The sequence below is a fragment of the Sphaerisporangium sp. NPDC051017 genome (genome assembly GCF_040683095.1).
In the GTDB taxonomy this organism is placed as follows: Bacteria; Actinomycetota; Actinomycetes; order Streptosporangiales; family Streptosporangiaceae; genus Sphaerisporangium.
In genome coordinates this window covers 12,953-33,838 of record NZ_JBFBCI010000001.1, presented here as the reverse complement: position 1 = coordinate 33,838, position 20,886 = coordinate 12,953, and the positions used below count along the sequence as shown (strand labels likewise).

Sequence of the window (20,886 nt, the reverse complement as noted above, 5' to 3'; positions counted from 1 at the left end):
CCGTAAAAGCTACGAATCCCCGCTGTAGTCGACGATCCCGCCAACAGGGCACAAAAGGTATAGCAGGCTGTATTCTCGACCGGTGATCTGATGATGGCCCGGACAGGGGCATGCGCGCTGAGTCAGGAGCTGAGGATGCCGACCCACGCCACGGCCGGTCGCGGGCGCGCCCGCCCGCGGGACTTGACAGCCGGAGCCCGCACCGCGCTGGACGGCCTCGAACACCTCGTCGGTGGGCTCGGCACCGCGACCCTGGCGCTGTTCACGCTGATCGGCCTGGCCGCCGTCGCGGTGCTCTGCACCATCGGCGTGGGCCTGCCGCTGGCGCCCACCGCGCTGCGCGGCCTGCGGGCCGTCGCCGATCGCGAGCGGGCCAGGCTCTCCCGGTGGGGCCCGGAGATCGTCGGCCCCGAGCCGCCGCCGCCCGGGCTGCGTGCCGCCCTGGCGCGCCCGGCCACCCGGCGTGAGCTTGCCTGGGTCGCCGCCCACGCGACCCTCGGACTGCTCCTCGGACTCATCGGCCTGACCCTGTCGTTCAGCGCGATACGCGACCTCACCTTCCCGCTGTGGTGGAGGCTGCTGCCGCCGAACGAGTCCGGCGGCGCGGCCATGGGGCTGTGGAAGGTCGGCGACCTGCCCAGCGCCCTCTGGGTCTGCGCGCTCGGCGTCGGCTGGATCGCCCTCTTCGCGCTGTTCACGCCGGGCATGGCGCGGCTCCAGGCCTGGACCGGACGACGGCTCCTGGACGCCGACGCCGGTACCGACCTCGCGCTGCGGGTCGCCCACCTCACCGCGACCCGGGCGGGCGCGCTGGACGCGCACGCCGCCGAGTTGCGGCGCATCGAGCGGTCCCTGCACGACGGCACCCAGAACCGGATCATCGCCGTCACCGTCCTGCTCGGCGCGGCCCGCCGGGCGGTGGCGCGCGACCCGTCCACCGCCGAGGAGATCCTCGAACGGGCGCAGGACGCCGCCGAGCAGGCCCTCTCCGAGCTCCGCGCGGTGGTGCGCGGCATCCTGCCCCCGGTGCTGGAGAACAGGAGCCTGGCGGGCGCGCTGACCGGGCTGGCCGCCGCCTGCCCGGTGCCCTGCGAGGTCGACGCCGATCTCCCCGGCAGGTGCGCCGCGTCCGTGGAGGCGACCGCGTACTTCGTCGTGGCCGAGGCGCTCACCAACATCGCCAAGCACAGCCGGGCCCGGCACGCCACCGTCGCGGTCCACCGGCGCGACGGCCGGTTGAACCTCCGGATCACCGACGACGGCCGTGGCGGGGCGGACGACCGCGGCGGGTCCGGGCTCGGCGGGATCCGCCGCCGGGCCGAAGCACACGATGGGACGTTCATGCTGACCAGCCCCTCGGGTGGCCCGACCACCCTGAGTGTGAGCCTGCCATGCGGATCGTGATCGCCGAGGACGACCCGCTGCTGCGCGAGGGCCTCGCGCTGCTGCTGCGCGCCGAGTCGCTCGACGTCGTGGCCACCGCCGCCGACCCCGACGGCTTCCTGGCCGCCGTCGACGCCCACGAGCCCGATGTCGCCATCGTCGATGTCCGGATGCCGCCGACCCACACCGACGAGGGCATCGTCGCCGCCGTCGAGGCCCGGCGCCGCCGACCGGACCTGGCCGTGCTGGTGCTGTCGGCGTACGTCGAGCAGGCGTTCGCCACCGACCTGCTGTCCCACGGCGGCTCCCGCCTCGGTTACCTGCTGAAGGAGCGGGTCGGGCGGGTGCAGGAGTTCATGACCGCGCTGCACCGCGTGGCGGACGGGGGCACGGCCATCGATCCCGAGGTCGTCGCGCAGCTCCTGTCCCGCACGCGCCCGGACCGCCGGCTGGACCGGCTCAGCCCGCGCGAGCTCGACGTGCTGGCGCTGATGGCCGAAGGGCTGGGGAACGCCGCCATCGCCGAGAAGCTGTTCGTCAGCGAGGGTGCGGTGCACAAGCACATCCGCAGCATCTTCGCCAAGCTCGACCTGGCGCCCACCGACCGCACCGACCGGCGCGTCGCCGCCGTCCTGCACTACCTCGAAGGCAGGTAGCGCCAGCTGTACCCCGGGATTCCAGCGGGTGGGATCGATCGTGAGCCGGTCCCGCCGACATGCTGGGTGATGTCGCGAACGACCACATCGAGCAGGGAGTCCCCCGATGTCGTATCCCACCGTGAAGTCCCCCTCCACCAAGCGTCGCGGCCGGCTCGCCCTGGCCGCGGTGGCCATCGCCGCGCTGAGCGGGCTCGGCCTGACCGCCGGGCCGGCGAACGCGCAGCCCGCCGACCCCGTGCAGAAGAGCCTGAACGACTTGGTCCGCGGGGGCGCGTTCCCGGGCGCCCTGGCCGCGGTGCGGGACGCCGACGGGCGTACCCACAACTACACCGCCGGTGTCGGCGACCTGGCGACGAAGGCGAAGGTCCCGGTCGACGGACGGGTGCGCATCGCCAGCAACACCAAGATGTTCACCGCCGTGGTCGTGCTGCAACTGGCCGGCGAGGGCAAGATCGAGCTGGACGCGCCGGTCGAGAAGTACCTGCCCGAGCTGATCCGCGGCAACGGCAACGACGGTCGAGAGATCACCGTCCGCCAGCTCCTCCAGCACACCGCCGGCCTGCCGAACTACACGCTGTACTTCCCGCCGATCTTGGAGATCCAACACAAGTACAGCGAGCCCCGGGAACTGGTCGACGTCGCGCTGGCGCACAAGGCGACGTTCGCTCCCGGACAGGGCTGGCAGTACAGCAACACCAACTACGTCGTGCTAGGCCTGCTCGTCCAGAAGGCCACCGGCAGGCCGATCAGTGAGGAGATCACCAAGCGGGTCATCGAGCGGGCGGGGCTGCGGGACACGTACTGGCCCGGCGTCGGCGAGCAGGCCATCCGCGGCGCCCACCCCCATGGGTACGAGGCCAAGAAGCCCGGGGAGCAGGCCGCCGAGAGCGCCGAGAGCGCCGAGAGCATGGTGGACATCACGGAACTCGACCCGTCGTGGGGATGGGCGGCCGGGCAGCTCATCGGCTCCCCGAGCGACGTCAACCGCTTCCTCGTCGCGCTGATGAACGGCAGACTGCTCAAGCCGGCGGAGCTGGAGCAGATGAAGCACACGGTCAATGCCCCCGGTCTCCCGGCCGGGTGGACGTACGGGCTCGGGCTGGTCAAGATCAAGCTGAGCTGCGGCGGCTACGTGTACGGCCACGGCGGCGACATCGACGGCTACGAGTCCCGCACCGGCATCACCGAGGACGGCCGGGCGGCGACCGTGGTCGTGACCGCTCTGCCCACCGAGCAGAAGGCCGCCGAGAGTGTCATGGCCGCCTTCGACACCGCCTTCTGCGCCCAGAAGTAGGAGACCGAGGCCCCGGCGCGGCACGAGGGCTCACGAAGCGGGCGGCCGATGCGCCGCCCGCCCCGCCGCCCGGGTGATCGGCTTCCGAGGACGGGAGCAACACCACCTCGCGCGGGTATGTATCGCTTGAACGTGACATGACCTGGTCCTGACCGGAGCCGCCCTCGCGCACGGATCGCCGATGCGGGGGCCTCAGAGCGTGGTTGCGATGGGAGAAGTCGTGGTCTTCAAACGGATTCTGGGTGCGTTCGGTGTCGGCGCCCCGTCGGTGGACACCGTTCTGGCCGGCCCGCGGGTCGAGCCGGGGGGAGTGCTGGCCGGTGACGTGCGGCTCAAGGGCGGTGACTTCGACGCCCACATCGAGCACATCACCCTGGGCCTGGTGGCCCATGCGCAGTTGGTGCCCGACGAGGACATGCCGCGGCCCGACGACGACGAGTTCCTTCGCGTCCAGGTCTCGGGCCCCTTCATCCTGTGCGCCGGCGAGGAGCGCGCGGTCCCCTTCGAGATCGAGATGCCCTGGGAGAGCCCCATCAGCGAGGTCGGCGGCCGGCAGCTCGCCGAGATGGCGCTCGGCGTGCGCACCGAGCTGGCCATCGCCAAGGCGGTCGACAAGGGCGATCTGGACCCGCTCGCCGTCGAGCCCCTGCCCTCCCAGATGCGCGTTCTGGAGGCGCTCCTGAGCCTGGGCTTTCAGGTCCAGGCCGCCGACCTCGAACTCGGCTACAACTTCGGGGTGAGCCAGGAACTGCCGTTCTACCAGGTGATCGCGTTCTCCTCGCCGCCCCGGCTCGCCGAGGTCGTCGACGAGGTCGACCTCACCTTCGTCGCCGGCCCCTCCGGACTGGTGATCATCTTGGAGGCCGTCGAGCATGTCGCCGGACAGCTCCCCGCCGACGCCGGCATCCGCTTCCAGGTCGGCCACGAGGAGGCGCTGGGTACCGACTGGGCCGCCGAGCTGGACCGATGGCTGGCGGGCCTGACCGGCCACGGCGCCGCTCAGGGGGCGACCTGACCGGGGTCCCTCGGCCGTCTTCGCGGCGGCGGCCGCGCGTCGCCGTCGGCACGCGCGCCGTCTGATCGGCCCGCCGTGCGGCGCGGGAACCCGGGGCGTCCCGGCTCCCGCGCCGCACGATCCCGGTCAGCGGATGCGGAGCGGGAGCGTGCGCGGGCCGCGCACCTGGCCCGTGGCCCAGGTCACGGCCGACGGGTCCTCCAGGCTGAACGTGGGAATGCGCTCCAGCCAGACCTCCAGGGCGACCCGGAGCTCCATGCGGGCCAGGTGGGAGCCCACGCAGCGGTGGATGCCGAGGCCGAACGCGGCGTGCCTGTTGACCTCCCGGTCGAGGACGACGTCACCCGCCTGGTCGAACTGCGCCGGGTCGCGGTTGGCCGCCGGGAAGGACAGGAGGATCCAGTCGTCGGCCTTCATGTCGACGCCGCGCCAGTGCATGTCCTCCTTGACCAGCCGTGCCATCGTGACCGGCGCGTACACCCGGAGCAGTTCCTCCATCGCGGTGGGCAGGAGCCCGGGGTCGGCGACCAGCCGCTCGCGGTGCTCGGGGGTCTTCGCCAGGTGCCACAGCGACGCGCCGATCGCGCTCCACGTGGTGTCGATCCCGGCGATGAGCAGCAGGGACATCGTGCCGGCCACATGGGTCGGCTCCAGCTTCCGGCCGTAGAGCTCCACGTTCATGAGGTACGTCGTCAGGTCGTCGCGCGGGTTGTCGACGTGGTCGCGGATCTGCGCGTACAGGTAGTCGAACAGCGCTTCCAGCCGCTGGATGCGGTCCTCCGGCTGCCGGTTGACGCCCTCCAGCGCGTTCTCGACGAACTCGCGGAACCGCGGCCCGTCCTCAGGGGGGAATCCCAGCATGTCGGCGATGACCCGGATCGGAATGTGCTGGGCGTAGTCGTGGGCCGCGTCGACGACGTCCTGCCCCTCCAGCGCGTCGATCAGCGAGTGACAGAACTCTCGCGTCGCCTGCTCCCGTTCGGCGACGGCGTTCTTGGTGAACGCGGGGAGCAGCAGCTTGCGCGCGTCGTGGTGGAACGGCGGGTCGGAGGAGATCGGCGGGGCGCCGCCGATCGGCGCCAGCTCCTGGGGCGGCCGGAAGTTGCTCATGATGATCGCTCGGGACGAGAAGCGCTCGGTGTCGTAGGCGATGGCCGCGACGTCCTCGTACCGCGTCGGCAGCCAGCCGCCGCCGAACCGGCCGGTGTGCGCGATCGGGCAGCGCTGCCGCAGGTCGTCCTGGATGGGGTACGGATCGGCCGCCCACTCCGGCTCGGTGTGGGAGAAGTCGCTCGCCCAGTCCGAGACGGGCCCGGTGACGATCTCGTTGCGCGTCCCGAGGGCGCGATCGCTCAGCGTCTCGCGGAACCTCTCGCCGAAGTGATCCTCGACGCCCATGTCACGCCTCCTCGTGGATCTCGATCGCTCTTTCCGGGCAGTTGGCGACGGCCAGGCGCGCCGTCTGCTCCTCGCCAGGCGGCACGACGCCGTCGCCGAGAACCCGCCCGTAACCCTCGTCGTCCTCGCCGAACAGGCTCGGCGCGAGGTCGTAACAGCGGCCGTGTCCCTGGCACCGCTCGGTGTTGATCTTGACTTTCACTTCGGCGCTTCCCTCTGTGCTGTGGTGTCGGCAGGGGCGAACGCGGCGCCGACACGCGTGAGCAACGCGGTCCACTCCTCATCATCGACCGTGTGCATCTCGGGGGTGATGAGGGCACTGCCCATCGCGAGCAGCAGGCAGAAGTGGGCCAGCGCGTCCGGGGACACCGCGGAGTCAAGTTCGCCGCGGCTCTGGGCGACGCGCACGAGCTCGGTGAGCCAGTTCGCGCGCTCGCCGACGTAGTCACGCGTCGGCCGGGCGACGTCCTCGTCCCTGCGGGCCGTGACCAGCGCCTCGGCGATCAGGGAGCTCTTGGCCAGGCGCGGGAGCCGGCGCCCGGCGGCGACCAGCAGGTCCATGACCGGCCGGTCCGGGTCGGCGGCCAGCAGGTCCGCGAGCAGCCTGGGCCCGTGCGCCCGCAGCGCGGCCACGAGCAGCTCCGCCTTGGAGGCGAAGTGCGCGTACAGCGCTCCGTTGCTCACCCTGGCGGTGGACGCGATGTCGGTGACGCGCGTGCCCTCGTACCCTCGCCGCGCGAAGACCTCGGCGGCCGCGTGCAGCAGCCGCTCGCGCGTCTCGGCGGCGGTGACGCCCGCGATCCGCCCCATACGGTAATTAAATGATCATTCATTTGATACGTCAAGGCCTGCGTCATTCCTCCTGGGTATGCCGGGCCTGGACCCTCACCATGGCCGATTTCGCCCCGCGTGGACGCCGAACCCCGAGGCCTGCCAAGGACAGCCGCGGACAGGGGGTAATACCCACCTCCCGGTAACGGTGCGTCATTGGCAAAGTTGCAAAATAGGTCACATGGGCGGTAAGTCCTCAAGGATTGTCAGAATGTATCGATCAGCTCTGGTCGATTCGCTGCTCGCCGCCGCGGTCCTGGCCTTCACGATCCCGACGACGGCCATCGACCACGCATTCTCTCCGTGGGGGCGACCGCCGCATTGGCTGGGCTATCTGGTGGGGGCGATCACGGCGGCGACCATGCTGATCCGGCGCCGCACCCCCTGGCCGGCGATCATCGCCTCGGCCGTCTGCGCCTTCGTCACCGTGCAGACCGTACCGTTGATCCTGGCGGCCTTCTCGATGACGTCCGAGCACCGGGTGCGCTCGTGGAAGATCGTCGCCCTGGCGCTCGTGGCGGTGTACGTCGTCGCCGACTACTTCAACCCGTACACCGACACATACCTGCCCCTCCCCGTCATCCGGGCGCTGACGCTGATCTACCTGCCCGCGCTGGCGGGTACCTGGGTATGCGAATACCGGCGGCTGATCGGTGAGCTGCGGGCAGGGGTGCGCGAGCGGGAGGAACTCGCCGCGTCGGAGGAGCGGCGCAGGCTGGCCCGGGAGTTGCACGACACGGTGACGCACGCGGTGACCGGCATGGTGCTCAACGCCGGGATCATCGGCGACGCCGAGGATCCCGCGGAGATTCCCGAGCTGGCGGCGGGCATCGAGGACAAGGGGGTCCAGGCGCTGGCCGAGCTGCGCCAGTTGCTCACCGTGCTGCGCCGGGACGAGGTGCCCGCGACCGGCGGGGTCGAGGCGATCAGCCGCCTGGTGAAGGACGCCGAAGCCGGCGGCCTGCGGGTCGACTGCCACATCGACCTTCCCAGCGAGCCGCTTCCGCCACAGGTGGAACACGCCTGCTACCGGCTCGTCCAGGAGGGGCTGAGCAACGTCCGCAAGCACGCGCCGGGGTCACAGGTCCAGATCACCTGCGAGCTGGAGGACGATCACGTGAGCGTCCGTGTGGACAACACCCCCCGTCAAGGGGACGACAGCCACGGAACGGAGAGAAGGGCCCCCTCGGTCGGAGGAGGCTACGGGCTGGCCGGCCTCAGGGAGCGCATCACCCTCGCGGGCGGCCGGTTCGCCGCGGGCCCGACTCCGGACGGCGGCTTCGCCATCACGGCCCGGCTCCCCCTGAGCGCCCGCCGGTGAATTCCGTCGCCGGATCGCCCGGTTTCAGGAGAGCCGGGCCCAGACCCGGTGGCCGTGCTCGCCGGAGCCTTCGTAGCCGACCTGGTCGGCCAGGGCCACGACGATGGCCAGCCCGCGGCCGAACTCGGCCACGGCCTCGCAGCGCGTGCCGAACCGCGGGGTGCCGCCCCGCCCGCGGTCGTAGACCGCCACGGTGACGACCTGACCGGTGCGGGAGACCTCGACGACGAACGTTCCCTGGTCATGGCCACTCCACGTGTGCCGGACGGCGTTGCCGGCGAGCTCGGAGGCGATCAGCTCGGCGTCGTCGCGGCGCGGGCAGTCGCCGAGCAGGAAGCGGACCATGTGGCGCGCGTGAGGGATCTGGTCGAGCGTGCCTGGAAAGGCGCGGCGCCAGACCATGCCGCCGCGCTGGGAATCGATCGTCGTCTCGATGAGTTCCGTGGGGCTCGGCGCGGGCTGTGGAAGTGCGGCGCGCGGGAGGTTCCGGACTTCCAACATCGCGTCCTCGGGGGGGTGGGAGGTGTGTCGCGGACGATGCCGGCCTCGGGACGCGGGGCCGGCGGGACGAATCTGATCGGATTAGGAGATCGGGACGAGTGATATTCGGACGGCGTGCACGAGCGGTGTTCAGGCGGTGGTCATACGGAGTAGACGTGGTCGCTGATGAGGCGGGCCGCGCCCACGACCCCGGCGGCGCCGTTCAGTTCCGACAGGACGATGGGAAGGTTGCCGGTGGCCAGGGGCAGCGACCGGCGGTAGACGACGCTCCTGATCTCGGCGAGCAGTACGTGGCCCAGCCGGGCCACCCCGCCCGCGATGATCACGAGCCCCGGGTTGAAGAAGCTGACCAGGCCCGCGAGGACCTGGCCCACACGGCGCCCGCCGTCCCGGATGAGCTGGACCGCCGTGGCGTCGCCCTGCGCGGCGGCCGCGGCGACGTCCTCGGCCGACAGCGTCCCGGCGGCGGCCAGCCGTTCCGCCAGGTACGGCGAGGCGCCCGAGCGCGCGGCGGCCAGCGCCTGGCGGGCCAGGGCCGCGCCGCTGAAATATGCCTCCAGGCAGCCGGTGTTGCCGCACGCGCACACCGGGCCGACCTGGTCGACCCGGATGTGCCCGATGTCGCCCGCGCTGCCCGACACGCCACGGTAGATCTTGCCGTCCACCACGATGCCGCAGCCGATGCCCGTGCCGATCTTGACGAGCAGGAAGTCCCTCACCTGGCGGGCCGGCCCGGCGTGCAGCTCCCCGAGCGCCATGATGTTGACGTCGTTGTCCAGCATGGCCAGGCAGCCGAGCTCCTGGCTGACTATCTCGCGCATCGGGTACCGGTCCCAGCCCGGCATGATCGGCGGCACGACGGGCACCCCTTCGGCGAAGCTGACCGGCCCGGGTACCCCTATTCCGGCCCCCTGGAGCTGCGTGAACAACCCCTGCTGCTTCAGCTTCCCGGCGAGGACCAGCACGCGGTCGAGCACGTGGGCAGGGCCGAACCGTATGTCGCACGGCTCGCTCACGTGGCCGAGCACGCGCAGCTCGCCGTCGGTGATCGCGACGTCGACCGAGGTCGCGCCGATGTCGATGCCGGCGAAGCGGGTGTCGCGCGACAGCCGGACCAGGCCCGAGCGGCGGCCGCCCCGGGAGGCCGCGAGGCCGTCGGTCTCGGCCAGCCCCAGCCCGACGAGCCGGTTGAGGGCGGCGTTGAGCCTCGCCCGCGACATCGGCCACGGGTCCGGGTACGCGGGGTGCGGGTACGCGGCGCCGGGCGGCAGCGCCGGGGAGCCCGCGGGGGCGGTGGAATCCGCGGTGAGATCCGCCAGCTCGGCCCGCGAGCGGGGCCCATCCCGCATCAGGCGCAGTAGCGCGGCCTGGTGCGAGTCCTCCGGCCGGTTCGTCTTCACCTACCACTCCTCGAGATAGCGCTTGCTCGGTGTAGGTGTTCGGGGGGAACGTACCGCGCTTTCGACCTTGCCGGGAAGGGCTTTTGGCGATTTGATTGGTATTTTTGTTGAAATAATCAAAAGTGGGCCCGTCGGTGAGGAACCCGAAATCGGTTTCCCATCGACCGGCCGACCATCATCGCAGGTGGGCGCCGATGTCGGCGAAGGCGGACTGCTCGCGGTCGAGGCTATTCGGCGCCGACGATCTCGAGCAGGAGGTGGAGGTCGTGCCCGGCCTCGGCTGTGGAGCAGGCCGCGATGGCGAGCAGTGCCGCGGTGGCGAGGACGAGGCCGGGGTGGCGGCGCAGGGGAGGGGCGAGGAGGGCGGCGACGCGGCGGGGGACCGGGCCGGCGCCGCCGAGCGGGCCGCGACGGCCGAAGATGCCGAGGGCCGCGCCGAGGCCGGGGGCGGTGGCGGGGGCGCGGCGGGCGGCCAGGGCCGCCTTGCCGACGGTGCGGGCGACCCGGGCCCGGTCACCGGTGACGGCGGCGGCGCGTTCGTCGGCCCAGCGTTCGACGGTGTAGGTGACGGCGGTCGCGAGCGGGCGCAGAAGGGGGTTGGCGGCGGCGCCCAGCCCCGCGAAGGCCACGAACAGGTAGTGGTGCGCCGCCAGGTGAGCCCGCTCATGCGCGAGCAGGATGTCGTGCTCGCTCTCCTCCAGCGCGTGGAGCATGCCGGTGGAGACGACGACGCGGCCGGGCAGCCCGGGCAGGGCGAAGGCGTCCGGGGTGTCGTCCTCCACGACGACGAGACCGTCGGGCGTGGGCATGCAGGCGGCCTCCGCGGCGGCGGCGACCAGCGTGCGGGCGCGTCGCACGAGCACGCGTGCCGCGGTGAGCACGGCGCCGCCGAGCAGCAGGCCGGCGACGAGGGCGATGGACGGTCCGGCGGGGTCGTCGCGTTGCGCGGCGTGGGCCGACCAGTGGCCGAGGTCGGCGAGCAGGGGGATGCGGATCAGCCCGGTGATGGTCAGCAGTCCCAGAGAGATGGTGGTCGCCGCCGCGAGCACCACCGCCGAGACGGTGAGCAGCCAGGTGGCCAGCCGGGGCTCACAGCGTTCGGACAGCGGTCGTGCGACGAGAGGGGCGAGCAGGGACAGCAACAGCGGGAGGTAGACGGCGACGTGCATACGGGGTCCTCTACCGATCCGGCTGCGGATCGGATCCGAGCAACTGGCGGAGCAGGTCCGCGTCCGCGCTGGACAGGCCGTCGGCGAAGCGGGCGAGGACGGCCTCCCGGTCGGGCCGCTCCTCCAGGACCGTCCGCATGCGCCGGGCGGCGAAGCCGGGGTCGTCGGTGACGGGCGTGTAGGCGTACGCCCGGCCGCGCGGGCTGCGGGTGAGCAACTGCTTGGCGTGCATGCGGGTGAGGATCGTGACCACCGTGCTGTAGGTCGGCTCACCGCCGAGGCGCTCGGCGACCTCGCCCGGGGTCAGCGCGTCGCCGGCCCGCTGGAGCAGGTCGAGGATCTCGGCCTCCCGTTCGCCGTTGGCCCGTTTGGGGCCCCGTCCCTGCGCGTTCGCACTCATGGGTTGTCGTTTCCTCACCCATCTTCTACAGTCGTGTAAAACTTCTACGGCGGTGTAAAAGCTGCCGTCTGCCCAGTTTGCCACGCGCCGGAGCCCCAGGGACAGCGCACGACGGAAGGACCCCCGGGTGTCTCACGCGCTCGACCTCCTGGACGCCGCCGCGCTGCTGTCGGCGTTCGGCACCGCGGGGGTCTTCCTGGTGATGTTCGCCGAGACCGGCCTGCTGGTCGGGTTCTTCCTCCCCGGAGACTCGCTGCTGTTCACCGCAGGCCTGCTCTGCACCACCCAGGTCAACGGCGTACAGCTCTCGCTGCCCGGGGTGCTGGCCGCCGCCGTGGCCGGGGCGCTGCTCGGCGCGCAGACCGGTTACCTCATCGGCCGCCACGCCGGAGGGGCCCTGCTCGCCCGCACCCGCAACCGTCACCTGCTGCGCGGCGCGGTCAGGGCCGAGGAACTGCTCGGCCGCTACGGCCACGGCAAGGCCATCGTCCTGGCCCGTTTCATCCCCCTGGTGCGTACCGTGCTGAACCCGCTCGCCGGAGCCGTGAAGGTGCCCACGCGCACCTTCACGGTCTGGCAGATCACCGGCGGCGTGGTGTGGACGGCCGGCCTGGTGCTGGCCGGGTACGGCCTGGGAGCGAGCATCCCCGGAGTTGACCGCTACCTGCTGCCCCTGGTCGGCGTGATCGTCGCCGTCTCCCTGCTGCCGCTGCTCGTGGAGGTGCTCCGGTCCCGCCGCCGCTCCCGTACGACCACGCAGCGCGCCGCCCTGAACGACGTCGGCCGCCCCGCACCCGCAGACCGCACGCACGAAGCGCGCCCCACCATGACACCCGAACGACCAGCGCGGAGACAGATCCCATGAGCGTCATCACCCTCGGCCAGGCCATCGTGCTCGGAATCGTGGAGGGGGTGACCGAGTTCCTCCCCATCTCCTCCACCGGCCACCTCAAGATCGCCGAAGGCCTGATGGGCATCCCCGTCGACGACACCGCGGTGGTCGGCTTCACCGCCGTGATCCAGGTCGGGGCGATCGCCGCGGTGCTGGTGTACTTCTTCACCGACATCGTGCGGATCGTCTCCGCCTGGGGCCGCGGCCTGGCCGATCGCCGGCAACGCGACCAGCATGACTACAAATTCGCCTGGTGGGTCATCTACGCCACCCTCCCGATCGTCGCCGTGGGTCTCCTCGCCAAACCGCTGATCGCGGGCTCGCTCGCCTCGCTGTGGGTGGTCGCGGGCTCGTTGATCGTCGGCAGCGGCCTGATGTGGGCGGCCGACCGGATGGGCCGCCACAAGCGCGGCGAGGGCGACACCACCTTCAAGGACGCGATGCTCGTGGGCTGCTCGCAGATCCTCGCCCTGCTCTTCCCCGGCTTCTCCCGTTCGGGCGCGACCATGTCCACCGCCCTCTTCCTGGACCTGGACCGGCTGGCGGCGACGAGGCTGTCCTTCTTCCTCGGCATTCCCGCGCTGACCGGCGCCGGCCTGTACGAACTCAAGGACGCCATGGCCGGCCCGGGAGTCGGCGCGGCGCCGCTCGTCGTCGGCACGGCCGTCTCGTTCGTGGTGGCCTACGCCTCCATCGCCTGGCTGCTGAGGTACGTCGCCCGGCACTCCTTCAACGTCTTCGTCGGCTACCGCATCGTCGTCGGGATCCTGCTGTTCGCGCTCCTCGGCACCGGAGCGCTGACCGCGTGATCACACGCCGCACCTACGGCGCCACCTGCCCCGCTTTGTCGTACACCACAGGCGGTGGTCGGCGTCGTCATCGCCCTGCTCGTCCTGCTCCCCGAAACCCTCGCCGCCGCCCGCAACGCCCGCCGCGGCCGTACCCAGATCAGCCTCAACCTCGCCCTGGGCTCGGCCATGGCCAGCATCGGCCTGACCATCCCGGCCATCGCGGTCGCCTCCATCTGGGTGGGCGGTCCGCTGCTGCTCGGCCTGGGCGCCACCCAGATCGTGCTCCTCGCCCTCACCGCGGGCGTCGGCATCCTCACCGTCATGCCGGGCAGAGCCACGCTGCTCCAGGCGGCGGTCCACCTGTGCCTGTGCGCCGCCTACCTCTTGCTGGCCGCCAACCCTTGAGCGGGCAGGACGGCTCTCACGGCGAGGGGGTGGCGGGGGACAGCCGAATGCGGGCGTCCACGGTCACCGCGCCCCCGGGGGTGACGATCACGGGGTTGAGGTCGAGTTCGGCCACGTCGGGCAGGGCGACGAGCAGGCGTCCCACCCGGGCGATCTGGTCGGCGAGCGCGTGGACGTCGGCCTTCGGGCGGCCACGGTAGCCGTAGAGCAGGGGGGAGCAGCGCAGGTCGGCGATCATCTCGCACGCGGTGTCCAGGCTGACGGGCGGGACGCGGAAGGAGCGGTCGGCGAGCAGGTCGGCGGCGACGCCGCCCATGCCCACCATGAGGAGCGGGCCGAACGCCGGGTAGTTGACGCCGCCGACGATGATCTCGACGCCCTCGGGGACCATGCGCTGCACGATCGCGCCGGTCATCACCGGCCCGACCGCCGCCTTCATGTCGTGGTAGGCGGACCGCACCGCCGCGGGCGTGGTGAGCCCGGTCCGGACGCCGCCGGCGTCGCTCTTGTGCACCGGTCCGACGGCCTTGAGCACGACCGGCGTCCCCAGGGCGGACGCCGCCTCGGCGGCGGCCTCGGGATCGTCCACGAGGATCGACTCGGCGACGGTCACGCCGTAGTGGCGCAGGAGCCGTTCGGTGGTGGCGGGGTCGAGCCAGCCGCCGCCGGGACGCTCGGCGAGCGCGTACCGGACGATCTCCGTGGCGGCCTGGTCGTCGTCCCGCGACGCGGGCTCCACGAGGTCGGCCGGGGTGTTGCGCCATTCCGCGTAGGCCGCGGCGCGGGCCAGCGCGCGGACGGCCTCCTCAGGGAAGGCGTAGACCGGGACGCGCCCGTCGATCAGGTCGCCGCCCGGGTCGTCGTGGCCCACGACGCACGCCACCACGGTCTTGGTCGCGGCGCGCGTCGCCTCGGCGATCGCCTTCCAGGTCGCCTCCAGGCCCGACCCGAAGGGCGGCGTGTAGACGACCAGGACGGCGTCCACGCCGGGGTCGGCCAGGACGGCCTCGATCGTCGCGCCGATCTGCTCGGCGGTGGCGTCGGCGGTCAGGTCCACCGGGTTGCCGAGGGCCGCCGCGGGTGAGACCTGGGCGGCGAGCGAGGCGGGCGGCGTGAGCGGCGGGACGATCAGGCCGTTCCGTTCGCACGCGTCGGCGGTCATCGCCTCGGGGCCGCCGGAATTGCCGACGATGGCGACCCTGCGGCCGGCGGGCAACGGTTGCGCGGCCAGCAGCCTGGCGATGTCCATCATGTCCCGCACGCTGTCCAGGCGGATGACCCCGGCCGCGCGCGCCAGGGCGTCCACGGCGACGTCCGGCGTCGCGGCGGCCGCGGTGTGCGAGCGCACGGCCCGCTCGCCCGCCCCGGACCGGCCGCTCTTGACCATGAGCACCGGCTTTCGGCGGCCCACCCGCGCGGCGATCCTCGCGAACTTGCGCGGGTTGCCGAACGATTCCAGGTAGAGCGCGATGACGCGGGTGGCCTCGTCGTCCTCCCAGTATTCGAGCAGGTCGTTGCCGCTGACGTCGGCCTTGTTGCCCACCGAGACGAACGAGGAGATCGGCAGCCGCTCCAGCAGTGCCGCGCCGACCGCGCCCGACTGCGACAGCGCCGCGATGCTCCCCTCGCGCGGGGATCGCGCGAGGAAGGTCGCGTTCATCCGGGCGGAGGTGTTCACGATGCCCAGGCAGTTCGGGCCGATCAGGCGCATGCCCGCCGACCGGCATATCCGCACCAGCTCGTGTTCGGCGTCCTGCCCGCCGTTCTCGGCGAACCCGGCCGTCAGCACCACCAGGCCCTTGACGCCGGTCGCCGCGCAGTCGCGTGCCACGCCGAGCACGGCGCCGGCGGGGACGGCGACCACGACCAGGTCGACCGGTCCCGGCAGCGCGCGCACGTCCGGGTACGCCTGGATTCCCGCCACGTGCGACGCCTTGGGGTTCACCGGGTACACCGGGCCGGGGAAGCCGCCGTCGACGAGGTTGCGCAGCACCTTGTGCCCGGCTCCCGACGGCCCGCGTCCCGCGCCGACGACCGCGATGGAGCCGGGCGCCAGCACGCGCGCGAGTGACATGTGCTCGGGCCGGTCGCCGGGTGTGAGCGGGCGCACGTGGGCGGTGGCGCCGTCGCGGAGCGGGACGTCGTGTTCCTCGGTCATGGCAGGTCTCCGATCCGGTGCGGGACGGCGATGCGCCAGGGGGAGCGGCCGGGCCGTGCCCGGGCCTGACGTGGTCATCGCGTCTCCTCGAGAAGTCCACCGCCACGATCTCCGTCCCGGGCGCCTGCGGGGCAGTGCCGGACGGCCCTCCCGAAAGTGACTTTGGTCTTCGACGGCGCCCGGGTCCGGAGCGGCGCACGGCCGGCCCCGCCTGGCCGGCCCGGCCGGGGCGGACCTTCGCGGAGCCGTTCCGCGCAGTCCGGGGTGCGGGATGGGCCCCGAGAGTGGGAGATGCGAGAATCCCGCCATGTCAGCTGATTCGTCGCCTTCGCTCGTCCCCAACATGCGGCTGGATGAGCTGCTGGCGGAGTTGCAGACCCGGCTGGAGGCCGTGCTGGCCACGCGGGACCGCGTGCACGCGTTGCTGGAGGCGGTGGTCTCGGTCGGCAGCGATCTTCAGTTGGAGACGGTGCTGCGCCGCATCGTGGCGACGGCGGTCCGGCTGGTGGACGCGACCTACGGCGCGCTGGGCGTGGTCGGCGAGGACAACACGCTGGTGGAGTTCATCCCGGTCGGCCTGAGCGAGGAGGAGATCGCCCGGATCGAGCACTGGCCGCACGGCCTGGGCCTGCTCGGCCTGCTGATCAAGGAGCCGGCGCCGCTGCGGCTGGCGTCGATCGCCGACCACCCCGAGTCGTACGGCTTCCCGCCCGGCCACCCGCCGATGGGCTCGTTCCTGGGGGTGCCGCTGCGGGTGCGCGAGGAGGTCTTCGGGAACCTGTACCTGACCGAGAAGCGGGGAGGGGCGGAGTTCGACGAGGATGACCAGGCGGTGGTGACCGCGCTGGCCACCGCCGCCGGCGTCGCGATCGAGAACGCGCGGCTGTACGAGGAGACGCGGCTGCGGGAGATCTGGCTGCAGGCGTCCTCGGAGGTGACGACGGCCCTGCTGTCGGGCGCCGGCGTGGGGGAGGTGCTGAGCCAGGTGGCCCGCCGGGTCCGGGAGATGTCCGACGCCGACCTGGTCATGCTCCTGTTCCCCTCCGACCCCGTCGGCGCCTCGTCCGGGACGTTGCGGGTGCGGATCGCCGAGGGCGCCGAGGACCTGGTGGACGCCGAGGTGGGCGTCGAGGGTTCGCTGCCGGGCGCGGCGTACGTCGACGGTGAGCCGCGGATGGTGAACGAGCTGGGCGACCTCGGCATCATGGCCCATCCCGGGCAGGCCACGGGGGCGGCGGTGTGGGGTCCGGGCGCGGCGGTGCCGCTGGGCGCGGCCGGATCGGTGCGGGGCGTGCTGGCGCTGGGCAAGCGTCCGGGCCGGTTGCCGTTCACGCCGTCGATGCTGCGGATGCTGCACGCGTTCGCCGGGCAGGCGGCCATCGCGCTGGAACTGGCCGAGGCCCGCCAGGACGCCGAGCGGCTCGGCCTGCTGGAGGACCGCGACCGGATCGCCAAGGATCTGCACGACGTGGTGATCCAGCGGCTGTTCGCGGTCGCGATGACGCTGATGAGCGCGGTGCGGCTGGTCGAGCACCCCGAGGGGTCGGCCAGGATGCGGCACGCGATCGACGAGCTGGACGAGACCATCCGGCAGATCCGCTCGACCATCTTCGCGTTGCAGACGCCCCGGGACGTCGCCGAGCCCGGCCTGCGGGCGCGCGTCGTCGAGCTGGTGGAGGGCGCGCGGGGACATCTGGGGTTCATGCCGGGCCTGCGGATGGAGGGGCCGCTGGACAACGATGTGCCCGCGTCCGTGGCCGACCAGTTGCCGGCGGTGCTGCGCGAGGCGCTGTCCAACGTCGTCCGGCATGCCAGGGCGTCCAAGGCCGACGTGGCGGTCACGGTCGGGGACGGGCGGGTCACGCTGGTCGTCCAGGACAACGGGGTCGGGCTGCCCGAGGACGGCCGCCGCAGCGGGTTGCGCAACCTGCGGGAACGGGCGGACCGGCTCGGAGGGGAGTTCACCGCCGAGCGGGTGGCCGAGGGCGGAACCCGCCTGACCTGGAGCGTCCCGCTCGGATGACCCCTGGCCGCCGGCTCACCCCAGGCGCCGCCCGGAGACCTGCTCGGCCTGGATCACGATGAAATGGTCCTGGCCGCCCGGCGCCCAGCGGATCAGGGGAAGGGCGTCGAGGCGTTCGATCTCCTGCGGCTCGGTCACTGCCCGGGCGTGCCCGACGACGGTGACCGACCAGCCCGTGCGGGTGGCGACCTCGATCTGGTCGGCCTCGAAGGCGACGACGGCGTTGCGGGTCGCGGCGGCGAGTTTGGATCCGCCGGCCGTGCGGATGACGATGGTCTCGCCGTACAGGTGGTAGTTCACGGGTTGCACGGTGGGCAGGGCGCGGTCGGTGAACACGATCCGCCCGACCGGCGTCGACGAGAGAAGGTGGAGGCACTCCGCGCGGGTCAGCACCAGCAGCCCGGCCGAATCGACTTTCATGCCATCCAGGGTGGGCCGTCGGGAGGGGGCGGGGTCAGGGACGAAGGTCATGCCGGTCGCGCCGTTCCGCCTTCATCCGCGCCGCCAGCGCCGCGGCCTGCGTACGGCGCTGCATGCTGAGCTTGGCGAGCAGGTTGGACACGTAGTTCTTCACGGTCTTCTCGGCCAGGAAGAGGTGCTCGCCGATCTGCCGGTTGGTCAGCCCTTCGCCGATCAACTGCAGGATCTGCCGCTCCTGGGCCGACAGCGCGGCCAGCGGGTCGGTCTTGGTGGCCTGGTCGCGCAGCCGTCGCAGCATCGTCGCGGTGGTCTGCGGGTCCAGCAGCGACTGCCCGGAGGCGACCGTGCGCACCGCGCCGACCAGGTCCGAGCCGTGGATCTGCTTGAGCACGTACCCCGAGGCGCCGGCCATCACCGCGTCGAACAGCGCGTCGTCGTCGGCGAAGGAGGTCAGCATCAGGCACGCCAGCTCCGGCATCCGGGAGCGCACCTCACGGCACACGTCCACCCCGCTGCCGTCGGGCAGCCGCACATCCAGCACCGCCACGTCCGGCCGCAGCGCCGGGATGCGGGCGATCGCCGACTCGGCCGTGCCCGCTTCGCCGACGACCTCGATGTCGTCCTCGGAGTTGAGCAGGGCCGCCACGCCGCGGCGGACCACTTCGTGGTCGTCGAGCAGGAAGACGCTAATCATGGCGAGAAATTTACGCCTGATCTCCCGTCGCCTGATAGGGACCAAGGTCCCGGGGACGGCGAAAGCCGGTGCCCTCCCCTCGCCAGGAGGGGTGGGCACCGGCCGAGGACCGGTGTGGTCATTTGAGGATGGGGAGGCGCTTGACCAGGGTGGTCTCGCCCCACCATCCGCCGATGCCCCAGGTGCGGCCGGCGTCGGCCAGGGCCAGGGCCGCGATGACGATGATGTAGACGAGGTGCTCGTCCAGGAAGGGGTTGGTCGCGAGGGGCAGTTCGGCCGCCCACATGAGCACCAGCAGCAGTCCGCCGGCGACGGCGGCGATCCGCATGCCGGCGCCGAGGATCAGCGCGACGCCGATGCCCAGCAGGCCGGTCATGAACAGCCAGTCGACCCAGGGCTGTCCGGCCAGGCCGCTGAACGCCGCGCCGAAGGTGTTCTCGGCGGTGCCCTTGAGGAACCCGGTGGTCGGGCTTCCGCCGTGGATCCACGCCTTGGCCGTGGGGGTGGCGAAGCCCCAGCCGAACAGTTTGTCGAGGAAGGCCCACAGGAAGAGCCAGCCGATGGCGATGCGGGCGACGGCGAAGAGGCGGTCGGCCGCAGGGTGGTCGACCTGCGCGGCGTGGACGGCGGGGGTGCGGTCGGCTGCGCCGTTCTGGTGGCGTCCTTCGAGGAGTGCCATGGCTGTGCTCCGTTTCAGTGCGGGGGTCACTGCTTTCTTGCTCACCTCAAGTTCACCGTTTCGGCGTCCTGGCGGGCAGTGCCGTCCGACGCGACCCGCTCGGCCGGACGTCCCTGGCGTCGTGGGACCTTCGGCTCTGCGGGGCATGCGCTCGTCGTCGCGAGGATCTTCGTCCCGCCGATCGGTCGGCCTCCGATCGACGAGATTTTCCACGGCCTTGCCGAGGTCTTGGCGCTGGGTGGGCATGGGACGTCCATAAGGCCTGACGGCTCGTGTCTTTCGCCTCTGAACCGATCGTCCCGCCGACGCTGGAATGGAGCCGCGAAGGGAGGTGGCGCCGCTCATGCACACGTCACAGGAGCTCCGGGCCGCGGTCGAGGCCGCGATCTGGGCGCCGTCGGTGCACAACACCCAGCCGTGGACGTTCGCGGTGACGGACGGCGAGCTCAGCGTTCGCGCGGACACCGACCGCCTGCTGCGCGTTTCCGACGCCGAGGGCAGGGAGATGCTGGTGAGCTGCGGCGCCGCGCTGTTCAACATCCGCGTCGCGGTGTGGGCGACGGGGCACCGTCCTGTGGTCCGCGTCCTGCCCGACCCGGATCGCCCGGGCCTGCTGGCGACCGTCCGTCTCGGGGATCGCCAGGACGCCGACGAGCAGACCCTGGCGATGAACGCGCAGATCCGCCACCGCCGCACCCATCGCGCCGGTTTCACCCGCAAGCAGGTGCCTGATGCGCTTTTGGAGACCCTGGTCGCGCAGGCCCGGAACGAGGGCGCCCGGCTGACCCCGGCCGTGTCCGAGGCGGTGGTGCGGGTGCTGGCGTCGGTGACGGCCGCGGCCCAGGACGTCCAGGCGGGGGACCGCGCGTTCGCCCTGGAGATGTTGCGCTGGGGCCGTCCCCCGGGGAGCAGGTACCGCGACGGCGTGCCCGCCGGCGCGTATCCCAGCGAGCCGCGGCGGACCCGGCCGCACTTCCCTCAGCGTGACTACGCCGGAGGACGTGCCTCCTGGGGCAGCGAGGAAGATCAGCGGACGGCGACCGCTCCCGGTGTCGTCGCGGTGCTGACCACGCCGGGCGACACACCCCCGGACTGGATGGCGGCCGGGCAGGCGCTGCAACGCGTGCTGCTGCACGCATCCGCGCACGGTGTCAGCGCCGCGTTCCACACCCAGGCGCTGGAGCTGTACCACTTGCGGGAGTTCGTCCGCCAGGAGCTGTGTTCCGGCGAGTACCCCCAGATGATCATGCGCCTGGGGTACCCGGCAGGCGAGACCCGCGCCGTCAGACGTCCGGTGAGCGACGTCCTGGAGGAGTTCGACCGCCCCGGCGCGGAAGGCACGTGCGCGTGACTCTAAAGATCCACGGCTATTTTACCTAAAGTGGGATAAATGCATTAATAAGCCCATGGCAGCCTAAAGTCCGTGCGTAACCCCAAAATTCTCCTGAGTGCA

At 72.1% G+C, this 20,886-nt stretch carries 21 protein-coding genes; 10 read left to right on the top strand and 11 right to left on the bottom strand.

Going from position 1 to position 20,886, the window contains the following annotated elements; all coding sequences use genetic code 11:
- The first annotated feature begins 135 nt into the window (after positions 1–135).
- The 4 genes from AB0M95_RS00160 to AB0M95_RS00145 all read left to right on the top strand — a co-directional run bounded on the left by AB0M95_RS00160 (position 136) and on the right by AB0M95_RS00145 (position 4,351).
- The gene (locus tag AB0M95_RS00160) at positions 136–1,404 is read left to right on the top strand and encodes a sensor domain-containing protein (protein ID WP_363757625.1); all 1,269 of its coding nucleotides are present in this window, start codon (positions 136–138) and stop codon (positions 1,402–1,404) included.
- The gene (locus AB0M95_RS00155; RefSeq protein ID WP_363757623.1) at positions 1,392–2,039 is read left to right on the top strand and encodes a response regulator transcription factor; all 648 of its coding nucleotides are present in this window, start codon (positions 1,392–1,394) and stop codon (positions 2,037–2,039) included. Before AB0M95_RS00160 ends, AB0M95_RS00155 begins: the two co-directional genes overlap by 13 nt.
- 106 nt (positions 2,040–2,145) lie before the next feature.
- The gene (locus AB0M95_RS00150) at positions 2,146–3,336 is read left to right on the top strand and encodes a serine hydrolase domain-containing protein (RefSeq protein WP_363757621.1); all 1,191 of its coding nucleotides are present in this window, start codon (positions 2,146–2,148) and stop codon (positions 3,334–3,336) included.
- A 208-nt stretch (positions 3,337–3,544) separates the two neighbouring features.
- The gene (locus tag AB0M95_RS00145) at positions 3,545–4,351 is read left to right on the top strand and encodes a sporulation protein (protein WP_363757619.1); all 807 of its coding nucleotides are present in this window, start codon (positions 3,545–3,547) and stop codon (positions 4,349–4,351) included.
- Between the two features lie 126 nt (positions 4,352–4,477).
- On the opposite strand, the gene AB0M95_RS00140 is transcribed toward AB0M95_RS00145, so the two are convergent.
- From AB0M95_RS00140 to AB0M95_RS00130, 3 genes are read right to left on the bottom strand one after another with little or no spacing between them, the layout of a single operon-like run.
- Entirely contained in the window at positions 4,478–5,749 is a 1,272-nt protein-coding gene (locus AB0M95_RS00140) for a cytochrome P450 (protein ID WP_363757617.1), read from the bottom strand.
- 1 nt (position 5,750) lies between these two features.
- Positions 5,751–5,951 carry a ferredoxin gene (locus AB0M95_RS00135; RefSeq protein WP_358525891.1) on the bottom strand — a complete coding sequence of 67 codons (201 nt, stop codon included), beginning with the start codon at positions 5,949–5,951 and terminating at the stop codon, positions 5,751–5,753.
- Entirely contained in the window at positions 5,948–6,559 is a 612-nt protein-coding gene (locus tag AB0M95_RS00130) for a TetR family transcriptional regulator (RefSeq protein WP_363757614.1), read from the bottom strand. Before AB0M95_RS00130 ends, AB0M95_RS00135 begins: the two co-directional genes overlap by 4 nt.
- Before the next feature lie 232 nt (positions 6,560–6,791).
- Between AB0M95_RS00130 and AB0M95_RS00125 the strand changes: the two genes are divergently transcribed.
- On the top strand, positions 6,792–7,901 hold the full coding sequence (locus AB0M95_RS00125) for a sensor histidine kinase (protein WP_363757612.1): 1,110 nt from the start codon (positions 6,792–6,794) through the stop codon (positions 7,899–7,901).
- Between the two features lie 24 nt (positions 7,902–7,925).
- On the opposite strand, the gene AB0M95_RS00120 is transcribed toward AB0M95_RS00125, so the two are convergent.
- From AB0M95_RS00120 to AB0M95_RS00105, 4 genes are all read right to left on the bottom strand, one after another.
- Positions 7,926–8,402 carry an ATP-binding protein gene (locus AB0M95_RS00120; RefSeq protein WP_363757610.1) on the bottom strand — a complete coding sequence of 159 codons (477 nt, stop codon included), beginning with the start codon at positions 8,400–8,402 and terminating at the stop codon, positions 7,926–7,928.
- A gap of 140 nt (positions 8,403–8,542) precedes the next feature.
- Positions 8,543–9,802 carry an ROK family protein gene (locus tag AB0M95_RS00115; protein WP_363757608.1) on the bottom strand — a complete coding sequence of 420 codons (1,260 nt, stop codon included), beginning with the start codon at positions 9,800–9,802 and terminating at the stop codon, positions 8,543–8,545.
- 227 nt (positions 9,803–10,029) lie between these two features.
- Positions 10,030–10,971, bottom strand: coding sequence for a M56 family metallopeptidase (locus AB0M95_RS00110; RefSeq protein WP_363757606.1), 942 nt, complete (start codon positions 10,969–10,971; stop codon positions 10,030–10,032).
- A gap of 10 nt (positions 10,972–10,981) precedes the next feature.
- Positions 10,982–11,371 (bottom strand): BlaI/MecI/CopY family transcriptional regulator, encoded by a 390-nt coding sequence (locus AB0M95_RS00105; RefSeq protein WP_363757604.1) that lies wholly within the window; start codon positions 11,369–11,371, stop codon positions 10,982–10,984.
- Positions 11,372–11,498: 127 nt separating this feature from the next.
- On the opposite strand from AB0M95_RS00105, the gene AB0M95_RS00100 reads away from it, so the two are divergent.
- Genes AB0M95_RS00100 through AB0M95_RS00090 form a run of 3 tightly spaced genes read left to right on the top strand, consistent with a single transcriptional unit; the run spans position 11,499 to position 13,459 of the window.
- Positions 11,499–12,236: a DedA family protein gene (locus AB0M95_RS00100; RefSeq protein WP_363757602.1), complete on the top strand. Its 738-nt coding sequence runs from the start codon at positions 11,499–11,501 to the stop codon at positions 12,234–12,236.
- On the top strand, positions 12,233–13,072 hold the full coding sequence (locus AB0M95_RS00095) for an undecaprenyl-diphosphate phosphatase (protein ID WP_363757600.1): 840 nt from the start codon (positions 12,233–12,235) through the stop codon (positions 13,070–13,072). The genes AB0M95_RS00100 and AB0M95_RS00095 overlap by 4 nt, the downstream gene beginning before the upstream one ends.
- Positions 13,073–13,126: 54 nt before the next feature.
- Entirely contained in the window at positions 13,127–13,459 is a 333-nt protein-coding gene (locus tag AB0M95_RS00090) for a hypothetical protein (protein ID WP_363757598.1), read from the top strand.
- 16 nt (positions 13,460–13,475) lie between these two features.
- Here the strand turns inward: AB0M95_RS00090 and AB0M95_RS00085 are convergent, their stop codons facing one another.
- Positions 13,476–15,617, bottom strand: coding sequence for an acetate--CoA ligase family protein (locus AB0M95_RS00085; protein WP_363757596.1), 2,142 nt, complete (start codon positions 15,615–15,617; stop codon positions 13,476–13,478).
- 307 nt (positions 15,618–15,924) lie between these two features.
- On the opposite strand from AB0M95_RS00085, the gene AB0M95_RS00080 reads away from it, so the two are divergent.
- Entirely contained in the window at positions 15,925–17,640 is a 1,716-nt protein-coding gene (locus AB0M95_RS00080) for a GAF domain-containing sensor histidine kinase (RefSeq protein ID WP_363757594.1), read from the top strand.
- 15 nt (positions 17,641–17,655) lie between these two features.
- Here the strand turns inward: AB0M95_RS00080 and AB0M95_RS00075 are convergent, their stop codons facing one another.
- The 3 genes from AB0M95_RS00075 to AB0M95_RS00065 form a co-directional block, all read right to left on the bottom strand.
- Positions 17,656–18,060, bottom strand: coding sequence for a pyridoxamine 5'-phosphate oxidase family protein (locus AB0M95_RS00075; protein ID WP_358525913.1), 405 nt, complete (start codon positions 18,058–18,060; stop codon positions 17,656–17,658).
- Between the two features lie 34 nt (positions 18,061–18,094).
- Positions 18,095–18,754, bottom strand: a complete 660-nt coding sequence (locus AB0M95_RS00070; RefSeq protein WP_363757591.1) for a response regulator transcription factor — start codon at positions 18,752–18,754, stop codon at positions 18,095–18,097.
- A 118-nt stretch (positions 18,755–18,872) separates the two neighbouring features.
- Positions 18,873–19,433, bottom strand: a complete 561-nt coding sequence (locus AB0M95_RS00065) for a hypothetical protein (protein WP_363757589.1) — start codon at positions 19,431–19,433, stop codon at positions 18,873–18,875.
- Positions 19,434–19,776: 343 nt separating this feature from the next.
- Between AB0M95_RS00065 and AB0M95_RS00060 the strand changes: the two genes are divergently transcribed.
- The gene (locus AB0M95_RS00060) at positions 19,777–20,784 is read left to right on the top strand and encodes a nitroreductase family protein (RefSeq protein ID WP_363757587.1); all 1,008 of its coding nucleotides are present in this window, start codon (positions 19,777–19,779) and stop codon (positions 20,782–20,784) included.
- The last annotated feature ends 102 nt before the right edge of the window (positions 20,785–20,886 follow it).

Bases quoted from the DNA above. Each gene is read 5' to 3' on its own strand.
- AB0M95_RS00150 (WP_363757621.1), top strand. From the start codon at position 2,146: ATGTCGTATCCCACCGTGAAGTCCCCCTCCACCAAGCGTCGCGGCCGG.
- AB0M95_RS00060 (WP_363757587.1), top strand. From the start codon at position 19,777: ATGCACACGTCACAGGAGCTCCGGGCCGCGGTCGAGGCCGCGATCTGG.
- AB0M95_RS00120 (WP_363757610.1), bottom strand. From the start codon at position 8,402: ATGTTGGAAGTCCGGAACCTCCCGCGCGCCGCACTTCCACAGCCCGCG.
- AB0M95_RS00080 (WP_363757594.1), top strand. From the start codon at position 15,925: ATGTCAGCTGATTCGTCGCCTTCGCTCGTCCCCAACATGCGGCTGGAT.
- AB0M95_RS00145 (WP_363757619.1), top strand. From the start codon at position 3,545: ATGGGAGAAGTCGTGGTCTTCAAACGGATTCTGGGTGCGTTCGGTGTC.
- AB0M95_RS00065 (WP_363757589.1), bottom strand. From the start codon at position 19,433: ATGGCACTCCTCGAAGGACGCCACCAGAACGGCGCAGCCGACCGCACC.
- AB0M95_RS00160 (WP_363757625.1), top strand. From the start codon at position 136: ATGCCGACCCACGCCACGGCCGGTCGCGGGCGCGCCCGCCCGCGGGAC.
- AB0M95_RS00075 (WP_358525913.1), bottom strand. From the start codon at position 18,060: ATGAAAGTCGATTCGGCCGGGCTGCTGGTGCTGACCCGCGCGGAGTGC.
- AB0M95_RS00140 (WP_363757617.1), bottom strand. From the start codon at position 5,749: ATGGGCGTCGAGGATCACTTCGGCGAGAGGTTCCGCGAGACGCTGAGC.
- AB0M95_RS00105 (WP_363757604.1), bottom strand. From the start codon at position 11,371: ATGAGTGCGAACGCGCAGGGACGGGGCCCCAAACGGGCCAACGGCGAA.
- AB0M95_RS00095 (WP_363757600.1), top strand. From the start codon at position 12,233: ATGAGCGTCATCACCCTCGGCCAGGCCATCGTGCTCGGAATCGTGGAG.
- AB0M95_RS00110 (WP_363757606.1), bottom strand. From the start codon at position 10,971: ATGCACGTCGCCGTCTACCTCCCGCTGTTGCTGTCCCTGCTCGCCCCT.
- AB0M95_RS00125 (WP_363757612.1), top strand. From the start codon at position 6,792: ATGTATCGATCAGCTCTGGTCGATTCGCTGCTCGCCGCCGCGGTCCTG.
- AB0M95_RS00070 (WP_363757591.1), bottom strand. From the start codon at position 18,754: ATGATTAGCGTCTTCCTGCTCGACGACCACGAAGTGGTCCGCCGCGGC.
- AB0M95_RS00155 (WP_363757623.1), top strand. From the start codon at position 1,392: ATGCGGATCGTGATCGCCGAGGACGACCCGCTGCTGCGCGAGGGCCTC.
- AB0M95_RS00085 (WP_363757596.1), bottom strand. From the start codon at position 15,617: ATGACCGAGGAACACGACGTCCCGCTCCGCGACGGCGCCACCGCCCAC.
- AB0M95_RS00130 (WP_363757614.1), bottom strand. From the start codon at position 6,559: ATGGGGCGGATCGCGGGCGTCACCGCCGCCGAGACGCGCGAGCGGCTG.